This is a genomic window from Spirosoma fluviale (genome assembly GCF_900230225.1).
Lineage (GTDB): Bacteria > Bacteroidota > Bacteroidia > Cytophagales > Spirosomataceae > Spirosoma > Spirosoma fluviale.
In genome coordinates, this window is the sequence record NZ_OCNH01000001.1 from 638813 (window position 1) to 660630 (window position 21818).

Here is a 21818-nt window from a genome sequence, read left to right on the forward strand (position 1 = left end):
CGGAATGGCTGTTTAAATTGTACTAATCATGAATCCAAAAGTAATGCGAATTGTAACCATCATTTTCACCGTTCTGGCCGCTGGAATGCCGATTCTCAGTGGTGTTATGAAATTGACTCAATCGAAAGAAGTCATCGATACGCTCACGAAAGCAGGGGTGGGGGATAAAGCTATTGTCCTTGGTTTAATGGAAATCGGCTTTGCGACCCTGTTCATCTATCCCAAAACAATGAAGCTGGGCTTCATTTTATTGTCTTGCTATTTTGCCGGAGCACTCGCTACCGAGATCTCGCATGGGGCTCCGTTAAACGCGTTTCTGCCACTTGTACTGATCTGGATTGGCGCTTTCCTGCGGGATAAAACGATCTTTTTGCCAGTGGTATCGTAGAGACCGCACCGGCGGACCGGCAATACCTTGCGTCTCCCTGACCGGATGGTTTTGGCTGACGCATAGGAGACGCAACGTATTGCGTCTCTACATTATTCGGACCGCAACGATTTCACTGGGTTAATCAAAGCGGCTTTGATGCTTTGAAAACTAACTGTTAGCAGAGCAATCGTAGTGGTCAGGCCACCTGCCAGCGCAAACACCCACCAGGCAATGTCAATCTTGTAAGCGAAATCCTGGAGCCATTTGTTCATCGCCCACCAGGCTATGGGCGAGGCAATCAGGATAGAAACCAGTACCAGTTTTAGAAAATCTTTTGAGAGTAAAGTAATGATGCTGGTTACCGATGCACCGAGCACTTTTCGAACGCCAATTTCTTTAGTTCGCTGTTCAGCCGTGAAGGCGGCCAAGCCGAATAGGCCCAGGCAGGCAATGAATAAGGCAAATCCCGTGAAAGCACTAAACAGGTTGGCTAGCCGGGCTTCAGATTTGTAAATGTTATTGAAGGTCTCGTCCAGAAAATAATATTCAAACGGTTTCTCAACCTGTAACTGTCGATACGTTGTCTCGATGCGCCCGACCGTTTGTTGCAGGTCAGCACCGGGTTGAATACGGACGTATAAACTACCGCCATATTGGGCCATTGCGCTGGCCGTGTCTTTGGCAACGAAGAGAGCCAGGGGTTCGTTGGAGTCGTTGATGTCCGTAAAGTAAAAATTACGCATCACACCCACGACTTCGCTCTTTTCTGAACCCAAGGATAGGCGCTGGCCCAACGGTTGATTGCCAAACCCCATTTTTCGTACCGCTATTTCGTTGAGTACAACGGTGTTGGGTGCAGCCAACTGTGTTGAGTCGGGTTTGCTTTTCCAGGGAATCTGGAGTGTTTCGGCGAATTGATCGTCTACGGACAACACATGGATGCTGATATCTTTTTTGGTTACCGGCGATTGCGTAAAATAAATACTTCCCCCTTCCTTGTAGAGTACCGACGATGCAGCAGATACCCGTTCGACACCGGGTATCTGCCGCAGGTCATGTTTGAATCTACCGTATTGATTGGTGAGCGAAGCATCGACCGGCACAACCAGAACCCGGTTTTTGTACAAGCCTAGTTTTCGGTTTTGCAAGTGCTGCACTTGCTGGTAGATAAGAATACTGCACCCAATCAGACCAATCGACACCGTAAGTTGAACAACCGTGAAAATCCGTCGAACGGTAGGGCCACCCTGTCCGGTTGTTAGCTGCCCTTTCAATACCTTGACCGGATTAAACGACGATAGAAGGAGGGCGGGATAGCTGCCTGAAAGCAGTACACAGGTTATCAGTAAGAGAAGTGCGGCCAGTCCAAATGTGGGGCTGTATATAAACGACGGATCAATATCAAGTTTCAGGAGCTGGTAGAATGGTGGCCGAAGCGCCTTTACCAGCACCAGCGCCAACAGGAAAGCGAGCAGCGTAATGAATATGGATTCACCATAAAATTGCCCGGCCAGTTCGCTGCGGGCGGCTCCCATTACTTTTCTGACGCCCACTTCCCGAGCCCGTTGGGTAGCCCGTGCCGTGGTCAGACTCATGTAGTTGATTAACGCCAGCAACAACGTCAGGGCGGCAATACCCAGGAAAATGGTCAGGTAGCGAGAATTAGCTGTATCGCCGAAATTCATTCCTAAATGAACACTTGTCAGTGGATCAATAATATACCGGCACCCTTTCGGGTTGGCTCCGGACGCTTTTATGATTGAAGGCAGATTGCGAAGGATCGTCGCCGTATCGGCTGCAGACCGTAGCAGGAAGAATGTTTGAAAATGGCCTCCCTGTACGTACTGACTGTTCAACGCTACCTCGTCGTCCTTAAGGAACCCATTCTGGATACGTTCAATGGCCGGATGACTGTTCAGCGAAGCGACAAAGTCGAATTGGACGGTTGAGTTGGATGGCGGATTTTTCAGCACGCCCGTTACTTCAAACCGGAGTTTATTATTGTACGTAATCGTTTTTCCGATTGGGTCTTCGCGACCAAAATAGCGTTCGGCGGTGCGTTCGGTCAAGAGAACGGTCATGGGCCGAACGAGAGCCGTTTGGGCTGACCCTTCGCTAAAGGGAAAGGAGAAAACGCTCAGAAATGACGGATCGGCCAGAATGAATTTACCTTCAAAGAACTTACGTTCCGGGCTGGTTTTAATCACCACGCGCCCCGGTGTCGTTGCGATACGGACAAACCCCAGCACACCGGCATTCGCTTCCTGAACAGCCGGGCCAAATCGTGCAGACATCCGGTCGGACTGGATTTCCTGCTCCCCAAACTTCATTCGGGTATAAACCCGGAAAATCCGGTCGGCGTTGGTATGGAACTGATCGTAGGTTCGTTCGTGAATCACAAACAGCAGGATAAGCAGACTTACGGCAATGCCCAGTGCCAGACCGATGATGTTGATGAACGAGTACGTCTTATGCTTGACGAGGTTTCTAAAGGCGATGGTGAAATAGTTGCGGAACATAGCTGCGTTTAGAAAAGGGGTTGACGAATAATCGGAAGGTTTGCGATTTCGGTTAAATAACCAGTCGGCAAGCGAGAGTTTAACGAATCCCAGTACATCCCACCAATAGCGCCATTGCGCCCGCCGTTCGCCAATGCGTCTGACTTGATAGTCAAATTCTTCGTGCAGGTCGCCCTGAACCTCTTCCAGTCGGTGAGGAGAGCAGAAGAAGCGGAGTAGGCGGTTGGCTAAAGGGGGTGGCGTTTTCATGGCGTTGGGCAAAGGGGTAAGGGCACAGGGAAGGGTGATGACTACGAACAGTTTACTCGTTGCCCCATGCCCTTACCCTTTTGCCATTTATTCGCTCCGTAGGCTTTTCACCGGATTCATCAGGGCCGCTTTGATACTTTGGAAGATGACCGTCAGCAGGGCAATGGCCAGTGCCAGGAAACCGGCCAGGGCAAACATCCACCATTCAATGTCGATTCGGTACGCAAAGTCATGAAGCCATTGATTCATGGCCCACCAGGCGATGGGTACGGCAATGGCAATGGCTATAATAACCAGTTGAATAAAGTCTTTCGCCAGAAGTTGAATGACGCTGGCAACACTAGCCCCCAACACTTTACGAACGCCAATTTCGCGGGTGCGAACCTGTGCCGTATATGCCGCCAGGCCGAACAAACCAAGGCACGAAATCAGGATGGCAATTGACGAGAATATTGTGAATAGAAGCCCGGTTTGCTGTTCGGATTTGTAGAGATTATTGAATACGTCGTCCAGGAAAGAATAGGCAAATGGAAAATCAGCATTGTATTGCTTCCAGGACTGCTGAGCCGAAGCTATGGCATGTTCAGCATCCTTGCCGGTTGTTTTGATATAAATAGCGCCCATGTCCTGGGGTTCGTAGTAAAAAATAGAGGGCTCAATCGTCTGCTTCATCGACGCAAAATGGAAGTCCTTCACAACGCCGATAATGGTGCCATTGTGTTTCCAGAGTCTAAACCGCTTCCCGATGGGATCTTTAAGGCGAGCGGCTTTAACTGCCGTTTCGTTCAGGATAAAATGCAGCGAATCGGCTACGGCCCCCGTAAAATTAGCCCCCTGTTGCAGCTTCATGTTGAAGAAGGGAATGAAATCCTTATCGATGGCGACAGGGTGCATCATCATGGTTTCGCCCTGTTCTTTTCCATCCCATTCATTATCGCCGGTCTGCCCGCCCAGCACAATAATATTGGCGTTGGCGCGGGTAACGGCCGCTACACCAGGCTGGTTCAGCAAGTCGGCTTTCACCGCGTCGTAGTGTTTGCGCATATCCCGCATAAAGAAAGCGAACACATGCGTTTTGTCGTAACCCAACTCCTTCGAGCGGATGTATTGCAGTTGATTATTGATGATAAACGTACCGGCAATCAGGATAACCGAAACGGAAAACTGGATGACGACCAGTAACTTGCGAAAGGAGGCTTCACTCAAACGGGCCGATACTTTCCCCTTCAGCGCTTTGAGCGGCTCAAACGAGGATAGCAACACGGCCGGGTAGATACTCGATGCAACCAGCGTACCGGCAATGGTTAGCCCGATAATCTGCCAAATATGGTAATCGCTGAAATTAAGCACGAGTTCTTTGCCCGATAGTTCATTATAAAAGGGAAGTAAGCCAAATAGCAGACCAAGAGCCAGCGCGGCTGCCAGCGAAAAAAGCAGTGTAGTTTCGACCAGAAACTGCATGAACAATTGACTCCGGGCGGCCCCCACAATTTTCCGCATGCTCACTTCTTTAGAGCGCAGCAGCGAGCGGGCCGTAGAGAGGTTCACGTAGTTGATACAGGCAATCGCTAAGATCAGCAGGGCAATAATGGAAAACATCCTGACGGTTTCTATACCCCCCTCGGTGCCGTCGGCTTTGTACAGGTGCATACTGGGAAGCGGTTGCAACAGGTAGGTAAGGTCGGTATCATTGGGTTTATTGCGCAGGTGAATAGTTCGTAGTTTAGTCGCCAGGCTGGCAACCGATGTGTTTGGCTGGAGCAACAAATAGGTATTGTACTGAAACTGCGAGAAATCATTGTCCATGTTTTTCCCCTCTTTGTTTCCTTCGTAGATATTCTTGAAGAACAGGGAGATTGGCAGAAACATATCGCCCTTGATCGACGAGTTTTTTGGGAAGTCCCGGATAATGCCACTGACCGTAAACGCGGTATTATCAGTAGCTGCCAGTACTTTGCCAATGGGATTTTCATTGCCGAAATACCGTTTGGCGGTCGTCTCGGTAAGGACGACCGAGTTGTTATCCGGAAAGGGTTTGGCCGGATTGCCCTGGATCAGGTTAAAGTCAAATACCGAAAACAGGCTTGGGTCGGTAAAGAAAGTCTTCTGCTCGTTAATGGTTTTATCCTTATACCTGAACAGGGTGTAGGCGTAATTCTCCGTTAGCCGAACGGCATCTTTTACCTCGGGTGTTTCTCGTTTGGCGAAGCCAGCGATGGGCGCTACGGTAGTTGTCCAGATTTGCCGACTACTGCCGGTACCCGCCCAGTTTTCGAGTCGATAAATAGAGGACGATTGGGTATGGAACCGGTCGAAACTTAACTCATCCTGCACCCACAACAAGATCAAAATGCCAACGGCCAGACCGACGGTTAGTCCCGAAATGTTGATGAAGGAGTAAAACTTGTTCTTAACCAGATTGCGCCAGGCGGTTCTGAAATAGTTGCGGATCATAGCAGGGTTGAGGAAAGAAATGGTCTGGTGATTTGGTGAATAGTGATTGCGCTTAGCAGGATGAACCGGGTAAGCTGCGGGTCTTCGTTTAATGGCAAATGGTTTAACAAATCCCAGTACATCCCACCAATAGCGCCATCGCGCCCGCCGTTCGCCAACGCGTCTGACCTGATAGGTAAACTCCTCGTGCAGGTCGCCCAGGGTTTCTTCCAGCCGGTGGGGCGCACAGAAGAACGTTAGAAGTTGGTCGGCCCAACGGGGTGGCTTCGGACTTGCGGGCGTTTTCATAAGCTGGTTACGGGTTTAAACGGATTGACCAGGCGGCTCCACAGGCTGACACGCACTTCCTGAATTTCCTGTAACGTCCGCCGACCGTAGGCCGTAACGGTAAAGAGTCGTTTCCGACGGCCACCGCGTTCGGCGGTCGGTTCACCCATTTCAGATTTCACCATGCCTTTATCTTCCAGCCGTTGCAGGGCGGCATGAATCTGGTTCAAACGCACCGAACGGCCCGTCTGCTCGATAATTTCGTGGGTAAGTGCCACTCCGTATGCCTGCCCTTCCAGCACGGCCACGGTGAGTAGTACAATCTCTTCAAACTCGCCTAAATAGGTCCGTTTCATAGCTGAGTATTAGTTCTATTTTTGCTGAGCAAATGCCTTGCCAGAAGAGAAAAAGGCGGTTTCAAGATTACAAAGGCAGTTTTTGGAAAGCAACTGAGAGTGTGCTGTCCAGATTCGGACAAAGTTTGTACGGTATGGGACAGATCGACGACCGATGCACAGCGGGTAAAGCGACAAGCCCACATTCTTTTGTTTGAAAACAAACCCCTGACGTTTTTATGAATAATTTGAAAAAACTCATACTCTGTGTGACGGTACTCGCCATGAGCATGACGACGGTATTTGCCCAAAAGGGACCCGAAGATAAGGCGGGCTGGAAACTGGGGGCGCAAGCCTATTCGTTCCGGCTGTTTTCGTTTACCGATGCGCTCCGCAAAATAGACAGCTGCGGTCTGAAATACGTGGAGGCTTTCCCCGGTCAAACGATTGGCGGTGGGATAGATGGGAAGATGGACTTTACGATGGATGCGGCAACCCGGCAGGTGGTCAAAAAACTGATCAAAGACAAAGGCTTAACCGTGGTTGCGTATGGCGTTGTCAATCCCAAAACAGATGCCGACTGGCAAACGCTTTTTGACTTTGCCAAAGACATGGGTATCCTGAACATCAACTCAGAGCCGACGCCCGAACAGATGCCGTTAGTCCGGAAACTGGCCGGGCAGTATAAGATCAACGTTGCCTTGCACAACCACCCGAAGCCATCACGCTACTGGCACCCGGATACCGTGTTGGCAGCAATTGGTGGCAGTAAATACGTGGGCTCCTGCTCCGATATTGGCCACTGGGTACGCTCGGGCCTTGATCCGGTCGAGTGCCTGAAAAAACTGAACGGCCATGTGCTGGGTATGCACTTCAAAGATGTAAAAAGTGACACGCCAGATGGGAAGTACCACGATGTGGTTTGGGGAACGGGCGATAGCAAAGTAGAGCAGGTCATTACCGAAATGAAACGCCAGCGCTTCAAAGGCCCGATCTCTGTAGAATATGAGTACCACTGGGAAAACAACGGCCCCGAAATCGCCGAAAGCGTTAAGAATTTTCGGAAGATGTATAATAAAATGTAGAGACGCAATACGTTGCGTCTCCCTGACCGGATGGTTTTGGCTGACGCATAGGAGACGCAACGTATTGCGTCTCTACATTATTCGGACCGCAACGATTTCACCGGGTTCGTCAAGGCAGCTTTTATACTCTGGAAACTGACAGTCACTAATGCAATGCTGATTGCCAGAACACCCGCCAGGGCAAATACCCACCAGTTGAGGTCGACTTTGTAGACGAAATCCTTGAGCCACTGGTGCATGGCCCACCAGGCAATAGGGGAGGCAAGGATCAGGGCAATAAAGACCAGCTTCAGGAAGTCTTTGGTGAGCAGGGCTACTATACTGGCGACCGATGCGCCTAATACCTTTCGGACACCAATCTCTTTTGTTCGCTGCTGCGCCGTGAACGTCGCCAGACCGAATAAGCCCATGCACGAAATCAGAATGGCGATGGCCGTTGCCATATTGACAAGCTGTCCGGTTTTTTGCTCTTTCTCATAGAGTTTGGCAATGGAATCGTCCAGAAAGGTGTACTCGAATTTTTTGTCGGGATAGACGGATTTCCAGGCTTGTTCAAGACTGGCCAGGGTCGTTTTCAAATCACCAACCTGTTTGCCCTGGGTAGCGAGTTTAACGCTAATATTGCGGGCCTGTGGCATGTTGGCGATAAACACCGGGCCAATTTTTTCGTGAAACGACTGCTCATGAAAATCGGCTACCACACCCACAACCGGAAAGGCTTTGTCCTGAAATCGGATGAGCTTGTTAAGGACATCGGCTGGTTTTTTGAAGCCTAACGCCTTCGCATAGGTTTCGTTGATGACCAGTTCGCGGAGGGAGTCGCTTTTGAGGTAATTCCGGCCAGCCAGAAGTCGAAGTTGATAAAGCGGAATAAAATTCTCGTCGCCTATCTTGGCTGAAACGTCCATTTCGACGTCTTTTTTCTTATCCCTGTATGTCAGTTTGGTCACCATAAAGGCCTGCCCCATGGGTGGGAACCACTCCATTGTAACCCGCTCAACACCCGCTAACTGCTTTATCTTTTGCGCCAGTACAGGTCCCTTATCACCCCAACCGGGGCGGATCGACACAATGGCATTCGTAGAAAAACCAAGGTCTTTGTTTCGCATGAAGTTAAGCTGTCGGCTCACCATAAGCGTGCCAATGATAAACACCAGCGACACCGTGAACTGAAAGACGATCAGCCCTTTTCTGAGATTCCCGTTCTCACCGCCTTTGCTGGTCGTCTGCCCTTTCAATGTTAAGGCGGGCACAAACGACGACAGCATCCAGGATGGATAGAAGCCGGATAGCAGCGAGGTGGTTATCGTGACGAGAAATAGAAAGATCAACGTTTGCCAACTGAACAAATCGACCGTAAGTCCTTCGGGCGTTAGCGTTTGGAATAGGCTGAGAATTGGGTGAACAAGCAGTAGCGAAATGAGTACGGCAATGAGCGTTAGTAAAGCCGTTTCGCTCAGAAACTGAAAAATTAAATTGGCCCGGCTACTCCCCATCACTTTCCGAATGCCGGTTTCTTTGGCCCGTTGCACCGATTGGGCTGTGGCCAGATTGATAAAGTTGATAGCGGCAATGAGCAGAATAAACGCGGCAATGGCCATGAGGCCGTAGAGCGTGGGCAAATGCGCTTTCCGGGAATAATTGTCGTCATACTCATCGTTGAAGTGAAGGTCGGACAGGGGTTGCAGAGCAGGAGTAAATTGCAGCTCCATGTTCTTGGTAAAGTGCGTTTTGCCGAACCGCTGAAGTTGAGCAGTGAACTGCTCGGGTGTGGCACCCTGAGGTAGTTTAACAAACGCCTGCGAGGCAGACCAGATGTCTGTCCACTGGTCGAGGTTGATGCTCTGTTTGAGCTTACTGGCCCGGATGGTGGCGAATGAGATAAAGTCAGTGAAGTTGAAATCGGATGGCTGCACCCATTCTTTTACAATACCAGCCACACTCACCCGCACCGAATCTTCATAGATGACCTCTTTACCCAGTATGTGATCGAGGGGAATGCTGCCGAAATACGTGCGCGCTTTTTGTTCGGACAAGACAACTTTGAACGGCTCATTCAGCGCTGTTTGGGGATTGCCCGCCAGCCATTCATACCTGAAAATGTCGAAAAACTGCGGGTCTACGACGACCAGTTCATCGTGTCGGCTACTCTCAAATCGCTTCGGTTTTTCCTGCCCCGTTGGGATGAGTACATCTGACGAGATATTATGAAAAGCCGCCACCGTTTCCAGTCCCGTAATCTCCTCCCGAATGGCTTTCGGAACTGCATTGGGGACAAAACCCACCGGGTGTTTTTCGCCCGACTTGCCATATTGGGATTCGCCTATCAGCCGATAGATCCGTTCGCTGTCGGGATGGAAGGTGTCGTAGCTGAGTTCGTAATTGGTGATGAGGTAAATAACCAGACAGGCCGTTATCCCCAGCGTAAGTCCGAACAGGTTAATCAGCGTACTGACCTTATGCCGGGTCAGGTTTCGGAGCGAGGTTTTGAGGTAGTTGCGTAGCATAATTGACGAGAATAAACCGGGGGAAGAATAATGTTCAGGTTGCCGTTTCAGGGTAAAGGGGCGTATGAATTGGACTACATTGAGCCAGTAGCGCCGGTTCGCTTTCGGTAGGCCAACTTGTTGCACATCGTGGGTGAATCGTTCGTACAAGTCGCCCTGTATCTCTTCCAGCAGGTGGGCGTTACAGAACCATTCGAGCAGCCGGTCGCCCCAACGGGGTGGTTCGACGGGTTGGGAGGGAGGCCGGGTGTTCATAAGCTGATGACTGGTAAGGCACTTGGCGAAATCGAATCCCACAACTGGTCGCGCATGGCCCGTATGTCGTGTAGCGCACGGCTACCCAAGGCTGTAACCGAAAACAGTCGTTTCCGCCGGCCGCCCCGTTCGGCGGTGGCTTCGCCCATCTGCGACTTAAGCATGCCTTTCTCTTCCAGCCGGTGGAGGGCGGCATGAACGGCACTGATGCTCACGGATCGCCCCGTTTGCCGGTCCAGCTCATCGGTAATGGCGACCCCGTAAGCCCCTTCATGCAGGACGGCAACCGTTAATAAAACCAGTTCTTCAAACTCACCCAGGTACGTTCGTTTCATGCCGAAAACATAAGATCAACTTTTGTAGAACAAATGCTTTGCCAAGTTCGAAAAACGGCCTATTCAGCTTACAGACGTGGATTTAGTGAAATAGGGTTTGTCCGATTTCGTACACCGCTGTCCGGTGATGAACAATACAGACAGTGTTCAGGTAATACAATGCGGGTCTGTCTGTACCTTTGCGATTACGAATAATCAATCAAAATTTCACGACTACCTACTACTATGGCCCTTAAAACGCTGGTCAAAATCTCGAACGTTACGAACCTGAGCGATGCCCGCTATTGTGCGGGTATGGGGGTCGATATGCTTGGCTTTTCAATGGACGCTGATTCGCTGGATTATGTTGAACCGAAAAAATTTGGCGAGATACGGGGCTGGGTAGCGGGTGTTCAGATTGTCGGTGAAACCAGATCGACAGACCTGGAGGTTATAGAGCAACTGCTGGAAACCTACCAGCCCGATTTATTACAGGTCGATGAGGCTGCTCTGCTTCCGTACTTGAGCACATTAACTAAAACGGAGAACGACCTCCGGTTCATCTTACGGGTGGATGTCGCGCAAGTCACCTTCGACCAGCTCGATACAATCCTGCAAACAGGGGCGTCCAATGCCGATTATGTCCTGCTCGAAAGCAACGGCCCTATGCATCTGGATGACGATGTAAAAGAACTCTTAAAGCGGCAGGCGTCTCGCTACCCAATCCTGTTAGGTACGGGCGTCTCCGTCGACAACGTGCATGAATTACTCGCTGATCTATCCGTAACAGGCATTGCTCTAAGCGGAGGTGCCGAAGAGCAACCCGGCAATAAGGAGTTTGGCGAGTTAATGGATATTCTGGAAGCGATAGAGGAGGAGTGACTTTAGTACTATGTATAACCTACTATCATTGAAAACATACATCCATCCATAGGCGCGTCCATTCTTCCTATTCCCCTTCCACAGAACACGTTCATCGGCTAGGTTTACATCAGTTTTAACGGTCCGGCGATCCGGCACTAGAAGCCATGAACAAACGATTAGAACGTATAGCAGACCAGGCCCAGATTGGGGGCGTATGTGCTGGCCTTGCTGATTATTTCGGAATTGATCGCACCTTGGTGCGGGTACTTTTTGTGGTTGGGATTTTTCTGCCCCATTTCCCGGCCTTCATCATTTATGTTATCTTGTGGATCGCATTACCCGAACGCCGTTTTGCGGGTTCTGCAGCTCAATCAACTATTTACGCAAACCCTGTTTTCTCCATGAATCCTTACAATCCCAATAAACCCGCATCGCCCGACCGTAGTCTGGTTGGTGGAGCTGTCCTGATTTTACTCGGTATTCTGTTCCTGATTGATCGCTATTTCGACATCAGTTTCGGCGATTTGTGGCCGTTCATTCTGATCGCTATCGGCTTGTGGCTGATTTTCCGGGACCGGATCAAAACCCCGTTCGATCAGAATCAAAACGATCCTTACAAGAGTGATCCCTATAAAAGTGATCCTTACAAGAGTGACCCAACCCCAAACGACCCCAATAACGGAACCCTATAAATGATGTATGATGTAGGATCGGGGCCGCCCGTGCGGTAGGATGTACTTAAACTGCTAAGCGTATACATCCATCCTACCGCACGGGCGGCCCCGATCCTACATCATACATCAAAACTACTCTTATGAAACGTACTAACGGATTATTCTGGGGCATTTTCCTGCTCACACTGGGTGTGCTTTTTCTGGCCCGGCGGGCAGGCTGGCTCGATGTTGACTGGCATTCACTGGTGAATTTGTGGCCTGTTCTATTGATTCTCGCCGGGGTCAACCTGATTCTGGAACGGCGGGGCAACCCGGCCGCCTTCATCACGACGGTCATGCTGGCCGTAGCCGTACCCACAACGCTGTTTGGCTTTTTCTCCCATGACCGTGACCGCGATGGTTTCCATATGCGCTGGAACCATGACGATGATGACAACGACCGTAGTTATTCGGATGGCGATGACGATAATTCGGATGAGGATAACGGAAATGACGATAGCGACAACGAAGACGACTATCGTTCGGAGCGCGATCGTCGGGATGCTGGCCGGACTGAAACCCACTCGAACACGTTCGCCGAGCCGATGAGTGCCGACACCCGGGAGGCTGTATTGAAGCTATCGGGTGGTGCCGGTCGGTTTATCATCAGCGACCCAACCACCGAACTCATTAAAGCCGATACAAAACAAACGGTTGGCAGCTACTCCATGTCGGTAGATCGCGATGAAACGACGCATATTCCAACCATTGAGTTGAAACCCACGGAAGAAAAACAAAACATCGACCTGAAAGACGGTGACTACGAAAACCGGGTGGATGTACACCTGAATACGACACCCGTCTGGACTATGGACGTGGCACTGGGCGCTGGCCAGGGCGATCTCGATTTGAGTGCATATGTCGTTAGAAGTCTGAAGTTGGCTGTTGGCGCTGCCGAACTCGACTTGAAGCTAGGAGCCAAAGCCGATCAGACCGATGTAAAGCTCGACGTTGGTGCGGCTTCGGTTACGGTTCGGGTTCCAAAAGAAGTAGGCTGCCGGATCAAGAAAGACGGTGCGTTAAACATTGAGCAACTAGACGATTTTACCAGCGTGGGTGGCGGGGAGTTTGTAAGCCCCGGCTACGATGCCGCCAAAAAGAAAATGCTCATTCGCTTCGATGGCGGTATCTCAAAGTTCAAAGTGGTGCGCTACTAATCCGAACCGCACGGGCGGCCCTGCGGGATTTAGTTGATTTTTCTGATGACTCTGAATCGTAAAATCATAGTCTGTCAGAAAAATTAACTAAATCCCGAGAGGCCGCCCGTGCGGTTCGGATTACAGGGATTTCCTAATGACCAGATGAAATGGATTCTCCACGTGTTCTACACTGGCATTCAGTACCAGTTGAGCGGCCGTTCGGCCCATTTGGGCGAAGTCTGTTGAGATAACCGTGATACCATCCAGCAAAAATTCTTTCAGGGGCGTGTCATTGTAAGACAGTATACCGACTTCCTGACCAACAATATAAGGCGTAGTTTTTATTCGCTTGATCAGCTCGACCAGGTCCTCTTCCATTAGATTAATATAGGCATTCTGCGGACGAATCACTTCGTGGTTGATGTCGTTGATCACGCGTGTTTCGAAACCGTGTTCGAAGCAGAATTTATAAAAGCCGTTCAGGATGGCTTTTGGATGGTAAGTATAATGCGGAAAGAGAATGTTAAGGGTCGTGTATTTCCTCAGTAGCGGAAGTGCTTCGGTAAGTGCCTGATAAACATCTTTCTCAAAGTTTTGGAATACAGCGGCATACTGCCCCGAAACCCCCTCCATTAGCTTATCCAAAATAACCAGTTTGTGCTTGGGCAAGCTGTTGATCAACTCATCGGCTTTGTCACCCCCCTCGAAAAAATGGCCGATAATCACGTAATGCGTGTGGTTACGGGCCTGCCGCTGAATTAAATCCCGAAACAACCGGAAGTCATTGTTGTAGATAAAGAAATCAATGGCCACGCCCGGTCCAAGCAACTCAACAAAGGAGTCGTAAATGATTTTCTTGTGGGCACTCAACTTATTAAATAATAGAAATATCTTTAAGTTTTTACCTGTTTTGGTGTAGTTGATGTAGAATCCCTTGCCCTTTACGGCACCAATTATCTCCTTTTCTTTCAGCAGTTCGTACGCTCGTTCTACCGTTCCTTTCGCCACATCAAACTCGGCACATACCTCATGAATAGACGGTAGCTTATCGCCGGGTAAAATGTCTTGATTCTCAATGCCTTCAACAATCGAGTTGTAAATCTGCTGATACTTCGGCGTATTTGAGTAATCATTGATTTTAATGTGATACAGCATAGTCTCTTTATTGCGTATACGTAATAGCTACAGGGCACCTATAAGAAAGTGAAGAGAGTAGGTTTAGCTACTATTAATTAGACGATACAAAAACAATAAATTAAGCCAGGGATAGGGCAATCTCTGGTCTTCTGGCGACCTATTGCCACCGAAGAAAGCCATGCAATCTTAAAGAGAGTAGTTTGTCGCCACCTTAACAGCCAAGAGGTTGAACAAGCTGGTCGATAAGTAAAATCATTACACACCCGGGTTAAGTTAATACTTGAGTTCACAAGGTGTGTTTTTAAACTTTAAGAATAAAAACTGTTAAAAATCTATTAAAAAATAGGTAGGTATAGGAAAGTTAGGCGTAGTCTTATTGTAATATTTGGCCAGATAGTTGTCTATTTCCAAGTAGGCAAGTCTAATCAAACCCTTAAACAGTAACACTATGAAAAAGCTCTATCAATTAGTTGCCTTTAGTATAGTAGCTGGCTGTTGTATAAGCCATGCGCATGGACAGGGAGTACGTGTAGAGAAAGGTAGTCCACCGCCCAATGTTCGAGAGCAGGTGGCGCTGGCTAATTCTGTACGACAAACAGTGAGCAGCGATACGAAACTGGTCGATGTTATTGTTACGGGGAGGGTAATTGATGAGAAAGGAAGTGGACTGCCGGGGGTAAGCGTCGTTCTGAAAGGCTCAACACAGGGAGCCACAACGGATGGATCGGGGGCCTATCGGATTTCGGCACCCAACTCGGCCGCAACGCTCGTTTTTAGTTTTGTGGGCTACCAGAAAAAAGAGGTTCAAATTGGGAATCAAACATCAATAACCGTTTCCCTGATTCCGGACGATCAAACGCTCAGCGAAGTAGTTGTCGTGGGTTACGGTTCGCAGCGTCGGCAGGATTTAACCTCGGCCGTTTCGGTTATTAACATGCGGGACATTGGCGAACAACCCGCCAACAACCCCAACCAAATTCTACAGGGACGTGCACCGGGCGTTGTTGTTAAACAAAAAAGCGGTACACCCGGCGGTGTCTTTGAAGTTCGGGTTCGGGGTATTGGCTCGCTGGGGGCCGGTAGTAACCCGCTATACGTGATCGACGGTTTTGCAGTTGGTACGACGGTTGGGCAAAACCTGAATCCAAATGATATTGAGAGCGTCACTGTCCTGAAAGATGCAGCGTCCACAGCCATTTATGGCGCCAGAGGATCTAACGGGGTAGTACTCATTACGACCAAACAGGCTAAAGAAGGGAAGGTCAACGTGAATCTGTCGCTCGATTACGGGATTCAGGCGGTGCCAAGATCCAGACGGGTAACGATGCTGACCGGTCCTGAATTTGCTCAGTTCAAGAAGGACGTTTTCATGGACCAGATTCGCATTCTCCAGAATCGGGAACCCGCCGAAAGCGAAGTACCTATTGGTTACCGGTTCCCGGAGCAGACCAAGTACTCGACCAACTGGTTTGACCTCATCATGAACGACAATGCCCCGTATTCGGATCTGAATATGACCGTTTCGTCCGGCTCCGGCCCCATAAAATCGTTGATTTCGGTGGGGTATTATAAAGAGGAGGGGACTATTAAAAAGACGAATTATGACCGTATTTCCGTTCGCTCCAATCTGGGGGGACAAGTCAATAAATTTATCAATGTTGGGCTGAATATCAACGGCACCTATACCCGGCAAAATCTGGCTAATACCGACGGGCGAAGTGCGCTGGTAGGTGGTTCCTTACTGATGGACCCACGGGCTACTCCCTATAATCCGGATGGGTCGCTGATTCCGTACATCAACGGGGTAGATGGCGTATTTGGTTTCCCAAACCCGCTGTTCGTGCTGGAAAACGTGTACCGGAAGCGGAACATCGCTGATCTCCTGACCAACGGATTTGTTGAGATTTCCTTTCTGCGGAATTTCAAGTTCAGAACTTCTGCCAACGTAAAACTGACCAATAACACCTACAAGGAATATGTGCCATCGACCATTGGCTTGTCTGTAGCGTCCGGTACGGCGGGTGCGCCCCCACGAATCGCTACCCAAACGGATAATACGGAAGAGTTGACCAACTACTCGCTGGATCAATTACTTACGTACAAGCCGCAACTCTCGGCCAATCATAGTCTGGATGTGCTAGTGGGCTACACCGCTCAGCAGGAAAAAGTACGCGGCTTTACCGGTACCGGCAATACGTTTCCTGATGACCTGGTTCCGTTTCTGGGAGCGGCATCCATCCGGTCGGCTAGTTCTACGGAGTTTGGATGGAGTATGCTGGCTTATTTAAGCCGCGTCAACTATTCGTACAAAGACAAATACTTATTCTCCGCGTCTTTCCGGCGGGAGGGGAGTTCGAGATTCGGGGCGAAGAACAAGTACGGCGATTTTCCGGCCGCTTCCGTTGGCTGGCGTATCACGGAAGAATCGTTTATGCCAAAGACAGCCTGGCTTAGCGACCTTAAACTGCGGGCCAGTTGGGGCGTAACAGGTAACAACGAAATTGGTAACTACCCGAGTCTGGCGTTTGTAGGGGCCAATAACTACATTTTGGGTAATTCATTTGCCGCCGGTAAAGTCGTCAGCGCATTTGCCAACTCGGAGTTGAAATGGGAAAAATCCGATCAACTGGATATCGGTATGGATCTGGCCCTGTTCAACAGCAAGCTGATTCTGAACGCTGAATACTATCGGAAAATCACCAACGACATGCTGCTGCCGGTTTCCATTCCATCGGTATCAGGCTTTACAACCAGTCTGGATAACATCGGTAAAGTGGAGAACCACGGGTTTGAGCTGGGGGCCGAATTTCGAACCAACATTGGTCAGGTCAACTTCCGCACCAACGCCAACATCAGCTTCAACCGCAACAAGATTCTGGCCATTAAAGGGGCCAATGACGCGCTGTATTACGGCAGTTTCTATGGGGGCTACAACGTTCAGAAAGTGGGTCGCCCAGTGGGCATGATCTACGGCTATAAAAAGCTGGGTATTTTCAACACACAGGCCGAAATAGATGCTGCACCCAAGCAGGACGGCGTTATTCCGGGCGGGATGAAGTTCGCGGATACCAACGGCGATGGCGTTATTTCGTACGATACCCAGGATATGGTTGAAATTGGCAACCCAAATCCGGCTTTTACCTGGGCCTGGACATTTGCCGCCGACTATAAGAAGTTCGATATCAACCTCATGTTCCTTGGTGCGCAGGACTTCGATATCTACCGCAACATTGAGGCTTCGACCATGAACATGGACGGCGTGTTCAACGTACTCGACAAGGCCAAAGATCGCTGGCGGTCGGCAACCAACCCTGGCACCAATCCAACGGATGTACACGCGCAGGGTGGCACCAGCTACTTTAAATGGTCACGCGAGAGCAGCGACCGGTATGTATATGACGGCAGCTACGTTTGGCTCAAAACCGTTACCATTGGCTACAACTTTCCCAAGTTCAAATCAATCCTGAGCAATGCGCGGGTTTTCGTGACGGGTAACAACTTGTTGATCTTCACAAAATACCCTGGCAATAACCCGGATGCAGGTGTACGAAGCACGACCGAGCCGAATAATGACGACGAGTCTTATCCGGTTCCCAGAACTTATGCTGCTGGTATCAAACTGAACTTCTAATCGCCACGAACATGAAAAATAAACTTCTTATCGGAACCCTTCTTCTTTGCCTGGGCCAGTTTTCGTGCAGTGATGATTTGCTGGTCACTACCGACCCGACCCGTATTGGTACCGACTTATTCTATAAAAATGAAACGCAGTTTTTACAGGCCCTAAACGGCGTATATGGCCAGTTACAGGGTATTACCAATGCGGCCTACATCTTTCAGGAATTTCCGTCCGACAATACTACCCTCGATTTTAACCCGCTTGATCGTGGAGGAGCAGCTGGCTGGGAAGCTTTTGAATTCTCGACCGTTAACCAGGGGAATGGCGAAATCGCCAACGTCTGGAACTTGTATTACTCCGCGCTGTATAACACCAATTATACTCTGGAAAAGCTAGCTGCCAGCTCGCTCGATGCCGCCGTCAAAGCGCCCATTGAAGGGCAGTTGAAATTCCTGAGAGCCTATTTCTACTTTCATCTGGTCCAGTATTTCGGAGATGTCGTACTGGTTACGTCGACGCTGGATAAGCCCGACAAAGCCTTTGAACTGGTTCGATCGCCACAGGCCGATGTGTGGGCGCAGATCGAGAAGGACCTGAAAGAGGCTGTTCCTTTACTGCCAGCCACCTTTCCCGCATCTCAACTGGGTCGGGTTACCAAAGGGGCTGCTTTGGGCTTGCTGGGTAAAGTGTATCTGACGCAAAAGAAATACGGCGATGCGGTAACGACGCTGAAACAGGTAACAGGTTATACGCTGAATGCCGTGTACTCGGATAATTTCAACCCGGCCAGAAAAAACGGTCCCGAATCGTTGTTCGAAATTCAGTATCAGGGGGGGAATGACCTTGGCGAATGGAGTACGTTTGCTTACGTGTTCGCTCCCCGGCTGTCGGCAGGGGCTGTGACCGGCTTTGCCAATACCACGCCGGGTGGACGGAATATTCCGACCAGCGATATGATAGCTGCCTACGAACCCGGCGATCTGCGGAAGGATGCTTCGCTGAAAACCAGCTATACGCTGAACGGTACGGTCGTTCCTATCCCGTATGTAACAAAATTCACGTACCCGCACACCATCACCGGGCGGACGGATAACAACTGGCCGGTACTTCGGTACGCCGATGTGTTGCTCATGCTGGCCGAAGCGATCAACGAGCAGTCGGGACCAACGGCCGAAGCATTCGGATATGTCAATCAGGTTCGTACGCGGGCCGGCCTCAAGCCGTTGGAAGGTCTCGATAAAGCGGCCTTTAAAGCGGCCGTGCTGAAAGAAAGACGCGTGGAGCTGGCTTTTGAGAACCACCGCTGGTTTGATCTGAAACGGACCATGACACCCGCCGAGCTGGCCAGCTTTATGAATGCCCACGGGGCCAGAGAGAAAGCAAAGCCAACAGTAGATCGGGCCGGTATTGCGTTTAATGCATTGGACTATGTCTATAGTGACTTTGAATATTTCTTCCCCGTTCCCGCACCTCAAATTCTGATTAACAGTAAGCTGACCCAAAATGCGGGTTATCAGTAAACTATTTTTTCTTAACCCATTACTGCAACGTAATGTCTGTATTAACTGAAACATTTTGGCTTTGGCAGTTTTTGGGCCGTCTGCACCCGCTGATGGTCCATTTTCCAGTGAGTTTATTGTGCATTGCGCTCGTACTCGAAGCCGTTGGCTGGTTTCGAAAATCGACCGAGTTGCAGGCGGGTATTCGCGCAATGGTCTGGATCGGCACGATCAGCTCGGTGGTTGCCGCCGGGCTGGGACTGCTTTTGGTCAATCAGGACGACTACGGCGGTGACACGGTAACCATTCACCAATGGTCGGGTCTGGCAACGATGACCCTCGCCCTGTTGACTGTGTTCGCTCTGCGCTCGGGCCGGACCAGTCTGTACCGGGGGTTGTTGGCTACCACCGTGCTGGGCGTCAGTCTGGCAGGCCATTACGGGGCCATGGTGACCCACGGTGATGACTACCTGAGTAGTGTGTTGCCGTTCGATAAAGGAGGAAGTTCACCCGCGGAAAGTCAAACGCAGTTTGCCTTCGCTACGGTCAATCAACCCCTGAACGACAAGCAGATTGGCGAGTTAAATCTGGAGGTTCGCTCTATTCTGGCCCACAACTGCTATAGTTGTCACAGTGCTACCAAAACCAAAGGCGGTCTGCGGCTGGATAAGAAAGATCTGGTCATGAAGGGGGGCGAGGATGGCGTAATTCTGGTGGCTGGCCATCCTGAGGATAGCGAAATTATCCGGCGCATCAAACTTCCCGCCGGGCATAAGGAGGCTATGCCAACCAAGGGCAAGCGACTGTCTGAACACGACGTTGCACTTCTCGAATACTGGATTAAGCAAGGTGCGCCCTGGCCTAGCGGCCCCGAGAAAAGCATTTACCGGGTGGCGGCTCTGGAACCTCGCCTACCCGAACTGCCCGATGCGCCAGCCGGTATTACCAACCCCATCGACAAGTTTGTGAACGTCTATTTTCAGCAGCACAAACTGACCTGGAAGAACAGCGTGGACGACCGAACTTACATTCGCCGGGTTTACCTGGATGTGGTAGGTTTGCTGCCTTCGCCCGAACAGATCAAGACGTTCGTTACGGATCAACGACCCGATAAACGGGATCTTCTCGTCAAAGAACTGCTGAACCGAAATACCGACTACGCGCAGCATTGGCTAACCTTCTGGAACGATGCCCTTCGAAACGACTATACCGGTACGGGTTATATTACCGGCGGTCGATTTGATATTACCAGCTGGCTTTATAACTCCCTGAAGACCAATAAGCCGTACAACCAGTTTGTGCGGGAGTTGGTAAGTCCCACCAAAGAATCGGCCGGGTTTATCAAGGGCATCAAGTGGCGAGGGACCATCAATTCGAGCCAGCGCACCGAAATGCAGGCCGCCCAAAACGTGTCGCAGGTGCTGCTTGGGCTTAATCTCAAGTGTGCGTCGTGTCACGACAGCTTCATCAGCGACTGGAAACTGGCCGATGCCTACGCCTTCGCCAACGTGTTTGCCGATACAACGCTGGAGATCAACCGCTGTGACAAGCCGACGGGCAAAAAAGCCGATACGCGCATCATCTTCGAAAAATTAGGTACCATCAATGGCAGAGCCACCACCGACCAACGGCTTAAGGAACTGGCCGATTTTCTGGTGCAGCCTAAAGATGGGCGACTATATCGTACGGTGGTCAACCGGATTTGGGCGCAGGTGATGGGCCGGGGAATTATCGAGCCGGTCGATGTGATGGACAACGACCCCTGGAGCCAGGATTTGCTGGACTGGCTGGCGTCGGATTTTGTTACGAATGGCTATGACATCAAGAAACTGATGTACACCATTCTGACCTCGAAAACGTACCAGCTCCCTTCGGTTGGGCTTAAAGAAGCGGACATGATTACCGCGCCGACTTTTGTTTTCCAGGGTATGGTACGCCGTCGACTAACCGCCGAACAGTTTGCCGATGCCGTCAGCCTGGCGTTTAGCCCGGTTTATGCCGATACGTCTATTGTGGAGAAGCAGTTTCCGCAGCAACTCAAGAAAGAAATGCCGTTTCCGAGGGCGTCTCTGGTTAAAAATGACCCCTTCCTGACGGCCCTTGGACGGCCCAATCGCGAAACGGTCAGCACCAGCCGGTCGTCGCAGGCGAATCTGTTGCAGGCCCTGGAGCTGACGAACGGGGAGAAGTTTAACGATGCCCTGAAGCGGGGAGCCCAGCAATGGAAAGCCACGTACCCAACGTCTGATGTACTAGTGCGAAACCTGTACTGGAAAGCGCTGGGTCGGGAGCCCAAACCCAATGAAATGGCGGTTGCGCAAAAGATCGTGGGCAAAAGCCCCAGCACAGAAGGGATTCAGGATTTGGTATGGGCCATCAGCCTGCATCCTGAATTTCAGTTGATTTATTGACGAGTTTTTTACAGGGTTTTCAGACTCTCATTGGTGGTGTCAAGTGTAAGGACCTGGCACCACCAATGAGCGTCTGAAAAC

14 protein-coding genes are annotated in these 21818 nt (G+C 50.4%); 8 read left to right on the forward strand and 6 right to left on the reverse strand.

Going from position 1 to position 21818, the window contains the following annotated elements:
* Positions 1–28 precede the first annotated feature (28 nt).
* Entirely contained in the window at positions 29–388 is a 360-nt protein-coding gene (locus CRO74_RS02725) for a DoxX family protein (protein ID WP_097124454.1), read from the forward strand.
* Positions 389–480: 92 nt separating this feature from the next.
* Here the strand turns inward: CRO74_RS02725 and CRO74_RS02730 are convergent, their stop codons facing one another.
* The 3 genes from CRO74_RS02730 to CRO74_RS02740 all read right to left on the reverse strand — a co-directional run bounded on the left by CRO74_RS02730 (position 481) and on the right by CRO74_RS02740 (position 6215).
* Positions 481–3138, reverse strand: coding sequence for an ABC transporter permease (locus CRO74_RS02730; RefSeq protein WP_218840195.1), 2658 nt, complete (start codon positions 3136–3138; stop codon positions 481–483).
* Positions 3139–3225: 87 nt separating this feature from the next.
* Positions 3226–5880: an ABC transporter permease gene (locus CRO74_RS02735; RefSeq protein ID WP_218840196.1), complete on the reverse strand. Its 2655-nt coding sequence runs from the start codon at positions 5878–5880 to the stop codon at positions 3226–3228.
* Complete coding sequence (locus tag CRO74_RS02740; RefSeq protein WP_097124455.1) at positions 5877–6215, reverse strand: PadR family transcriptional regulator; 339 nt, start codon at positions 6213–6215, stop codon at positions 5877–5879. Before CRO74_RS02740 ends, CRO74_RS02735 begins: the two co-directional genes overlap by 4 nt.
* Before the next feature lie 218 nt (positions 6216–6433).
* Between CRO74_RS02740 and CRO74_RS02745 the strand changes: the two genes are divergently transcribed.
* On the forward strand, positions 6434–7279 hold the full coding sequence (locus CRO74_RS02745) for a sugar phosphate isomerase/epimerase family protein (RefSeq protein ID WP_097124456.1): 846 nt from the start codon (positions 6434–6436) through the stop codon (positions 7277–7279).
* A 77-nt stretch (positions 7280–7356) separates the two neighbouring features.
* Here CRO74_RS02745 and CRO74_RS02750 read toward each other — a convergent pair whose 3' ends face one another.
* Together CRO74_RS02750 and CRO74_RS02755 are read right to left on the reverse strand one after the other, a co-directional pair.
* Positions 7357–10041: an ABC transporter permease gene (locus CRO74_RS02750; RefSeq protein WP_218840197.1), complete on the reverse strand. Its 2685-nt coding sequence runs from the start codon at positions 10039–10041 to the stop codon at positions 7357–7359.
* Entirely contained in the window at positions 10038–10376 is a 339-nt protein-coding gene (locus tag CRO74_RS02755) for a PadR family transcriptional regulator (protein ID WP_097124457.1), read from the reverse strand. Before CRO74_RS02755 ends, CRO74_RS02750 begins: the two co-directional genes overlap by 4 nt.
* 225 nt (positions 10377–10601) lie before the next feature.
* Here CRO74_RS02755 and trpF point away from each other — a divergent pair, with 225 nt between their 5' ends.
* The 3 genes from trpF to CRO74_RS02770 all read left to right on the forward strand — a co-directional run bounded on the left by trpF (position 10602) and on the right by CRO74_RS02770 (position 13089).
* A complete protein-coding gene (gene trpF / locus CRO74_RS02760; protein WP_097124458.1) occupies positions 10602–11237 on the forward strand; it encodes a phosphoribosylanthranilate isomerase in 636 nt (211 codons plus the stop codon).
* A 146-nt stretch (positions 11238–11383) separates the two neighbouring features.
* Positions 11384–11911, forward strand: a complete 528-nt coding sequence (locus CRO74_RS02765; RefSeq protein ID WP_097124459.1) for a PspC domain-containing protein — start codon at positions 11384–11386, stop codon at positions 11909–11911.
* 122 nt (positions 11912–12033) lie between these two features.
* Positions 12034–13089: a toast rack family protein gene (locus CRO74_RS02770; protein WP_097124460.1), complete on the forward strand. Its 1056-nt coding sequence runs from the start codon at positions 12034–12036 to the stop codon at positions 13087–13089.
* 120 nt (positions 13090–13209) lie between these two features.
* Here the strand turns inward: CRO74_RS02770 and CRO74_RS02775 are convergent, their stop codons facing one another.
* A complete protein-coding gene (locus CRO74_RS02775; RefSeq protein WP_097124461.1) occupies positions 13210–14226 on the reverse strand; it encodes a GntR family transcriptional regulator in 1017 nt (338 codons plus the stop codon).
* A 430-nt stretch (positions 14227–14656) separates the two neighbouring features.
* Between CRO74_RS02775 and CRO74_RS02780 the strand changes: the two genes are divergently transcribed.
* From CRO74_RS02780 to CRO74_RS02790, 3 genes are read left to right on the forward strand one after another with little or no spacing between them, the layout of a single operon-like run.
* Positions 14657–17839, forward strand: a complete 3183-nt coding sequence (locus tag CRO74_RS02780) for a SusC/RagA family TonB-linked outer membrane protein (protein WP_097124462.1) — start codon at positions 14657–14659, stop codon at positions 17837–17839.
* Positions 17840–17850: 11 nt separating this feature from the next.
* Entirely contained in the window at positions 17851–19347 is a 1497-nt protein-coding gene (locus CRO74_RS02785) for a RagB/SusD family nutrient uptake outer membrane protein (protein WP_097124463.1), read from the forward strand.
* A gap of 32 nt (positions 19348–19379) precedes the next feature.
* A complete protein-coding gene (locus CRO74_RS02790; protein ID WP_179830107.1) occupies positions 19380–21737 on the forward strand; it encodes a DUF1549 domain-containing protein in 2358 nt (785 codons plus the stop codon).
* The last annotated feature ends 81 nt before the right edge of the window (positions 21738–21818 follow it).

Coding starts and splice junctions, on each gene's coding strand:
- CRO74_RS02775 (WP_097124461.1), bottom strand. CDS start 14,226: ATGCTGTATCACATTAAAATCAATGATTACTCAAATACGCCGAAGTAT.
- CRO74_RS02765 (WP_097124459.1), top strand. CDS start 11,384: ATGAACAAACGATTAGAACGTATAGCAGACCAGGCCCAGATTGGGGGC.
- trpF (WP_097124458.1), top strand. CDS start 10,602: ATGGCCCTTAAAACGCTGGTCAAAATCTCGAACGTTACGAACCTGAGC.
- CRO74_RS02770 (WP_097124460.1), top strand. CDS start 12,034: ATGAAACGTACTAACGGATTATTCTGGGGCATTTTCCTGCTCACACTG.
- CRO74_RS02785 (WP_097124463.1), top strand. CDS start 17,851: ATGAAAAATAAACTTCTTATCGGAACCCTTCTTCTTTGCCTGGGCCAG.
- CRO74_RS02755 (WP_097124457.1), bottom strand. CDS start 10,376: ATGAAACGAACGTACCTGGGTGAGTTTGAAGAACTGGTTTTATTAACG.
- CRO74_RS02730 (WP_218840195.1), bottom strand. CDS start 3,138: ATGAAAACGCCACCCCCTTTAGCCAACCGCCTACTCCGCTTCTTCTGC.
- CRO74_RS02750 (WP_218840197.1), bottom strand. CDS start 10,041: ATGAACACCCGGCCTCCCTCCCAACCCGTCGAACCACCCCGTTGGGGC.
- CRO74_RS02745 (WP_097124456.1), top strand. CDS start 6,434: ATGAATAATTTGAAAAAACTCATACTCTGTGTGACGGTACTCGCCATG.
- CRO74_RS02740 (WP_097124455.1), bottom strand. CDS start 6,215: ATGAAACGGACCTATTTAGGCGAGTTTGAAGAGATTGTACTACTCACC.
- CRO74_RS02780 (WP_097124462.1), top strand. CDS start 14,657: ATGAAAAAGCTCTATCAATTAGTTGCCTTTAGTATAGTAGCTGGCTGT.
- CRO74_RS02725 (WP_097124454.1), top strand. CDS start 29: ATGAATCCAAAAGTAATGCGAATTGTAACCATCATTTTCACCGTTCTG.
- CRO74_RS02735 (WP_218840196.1), bottom strand. CDS start 5,880: ATGAAAACGCCCGCAAGTCCGAAGCCACCCCGTTGGGCCGACCAACTT.
- CRO74_RS02790 (WP_179830107.1), top strand. CDS start 19,380: ATGTCTGTATTAACTGAAACATTTTGGCTTTGGCAGTTTTTGGGCCGT.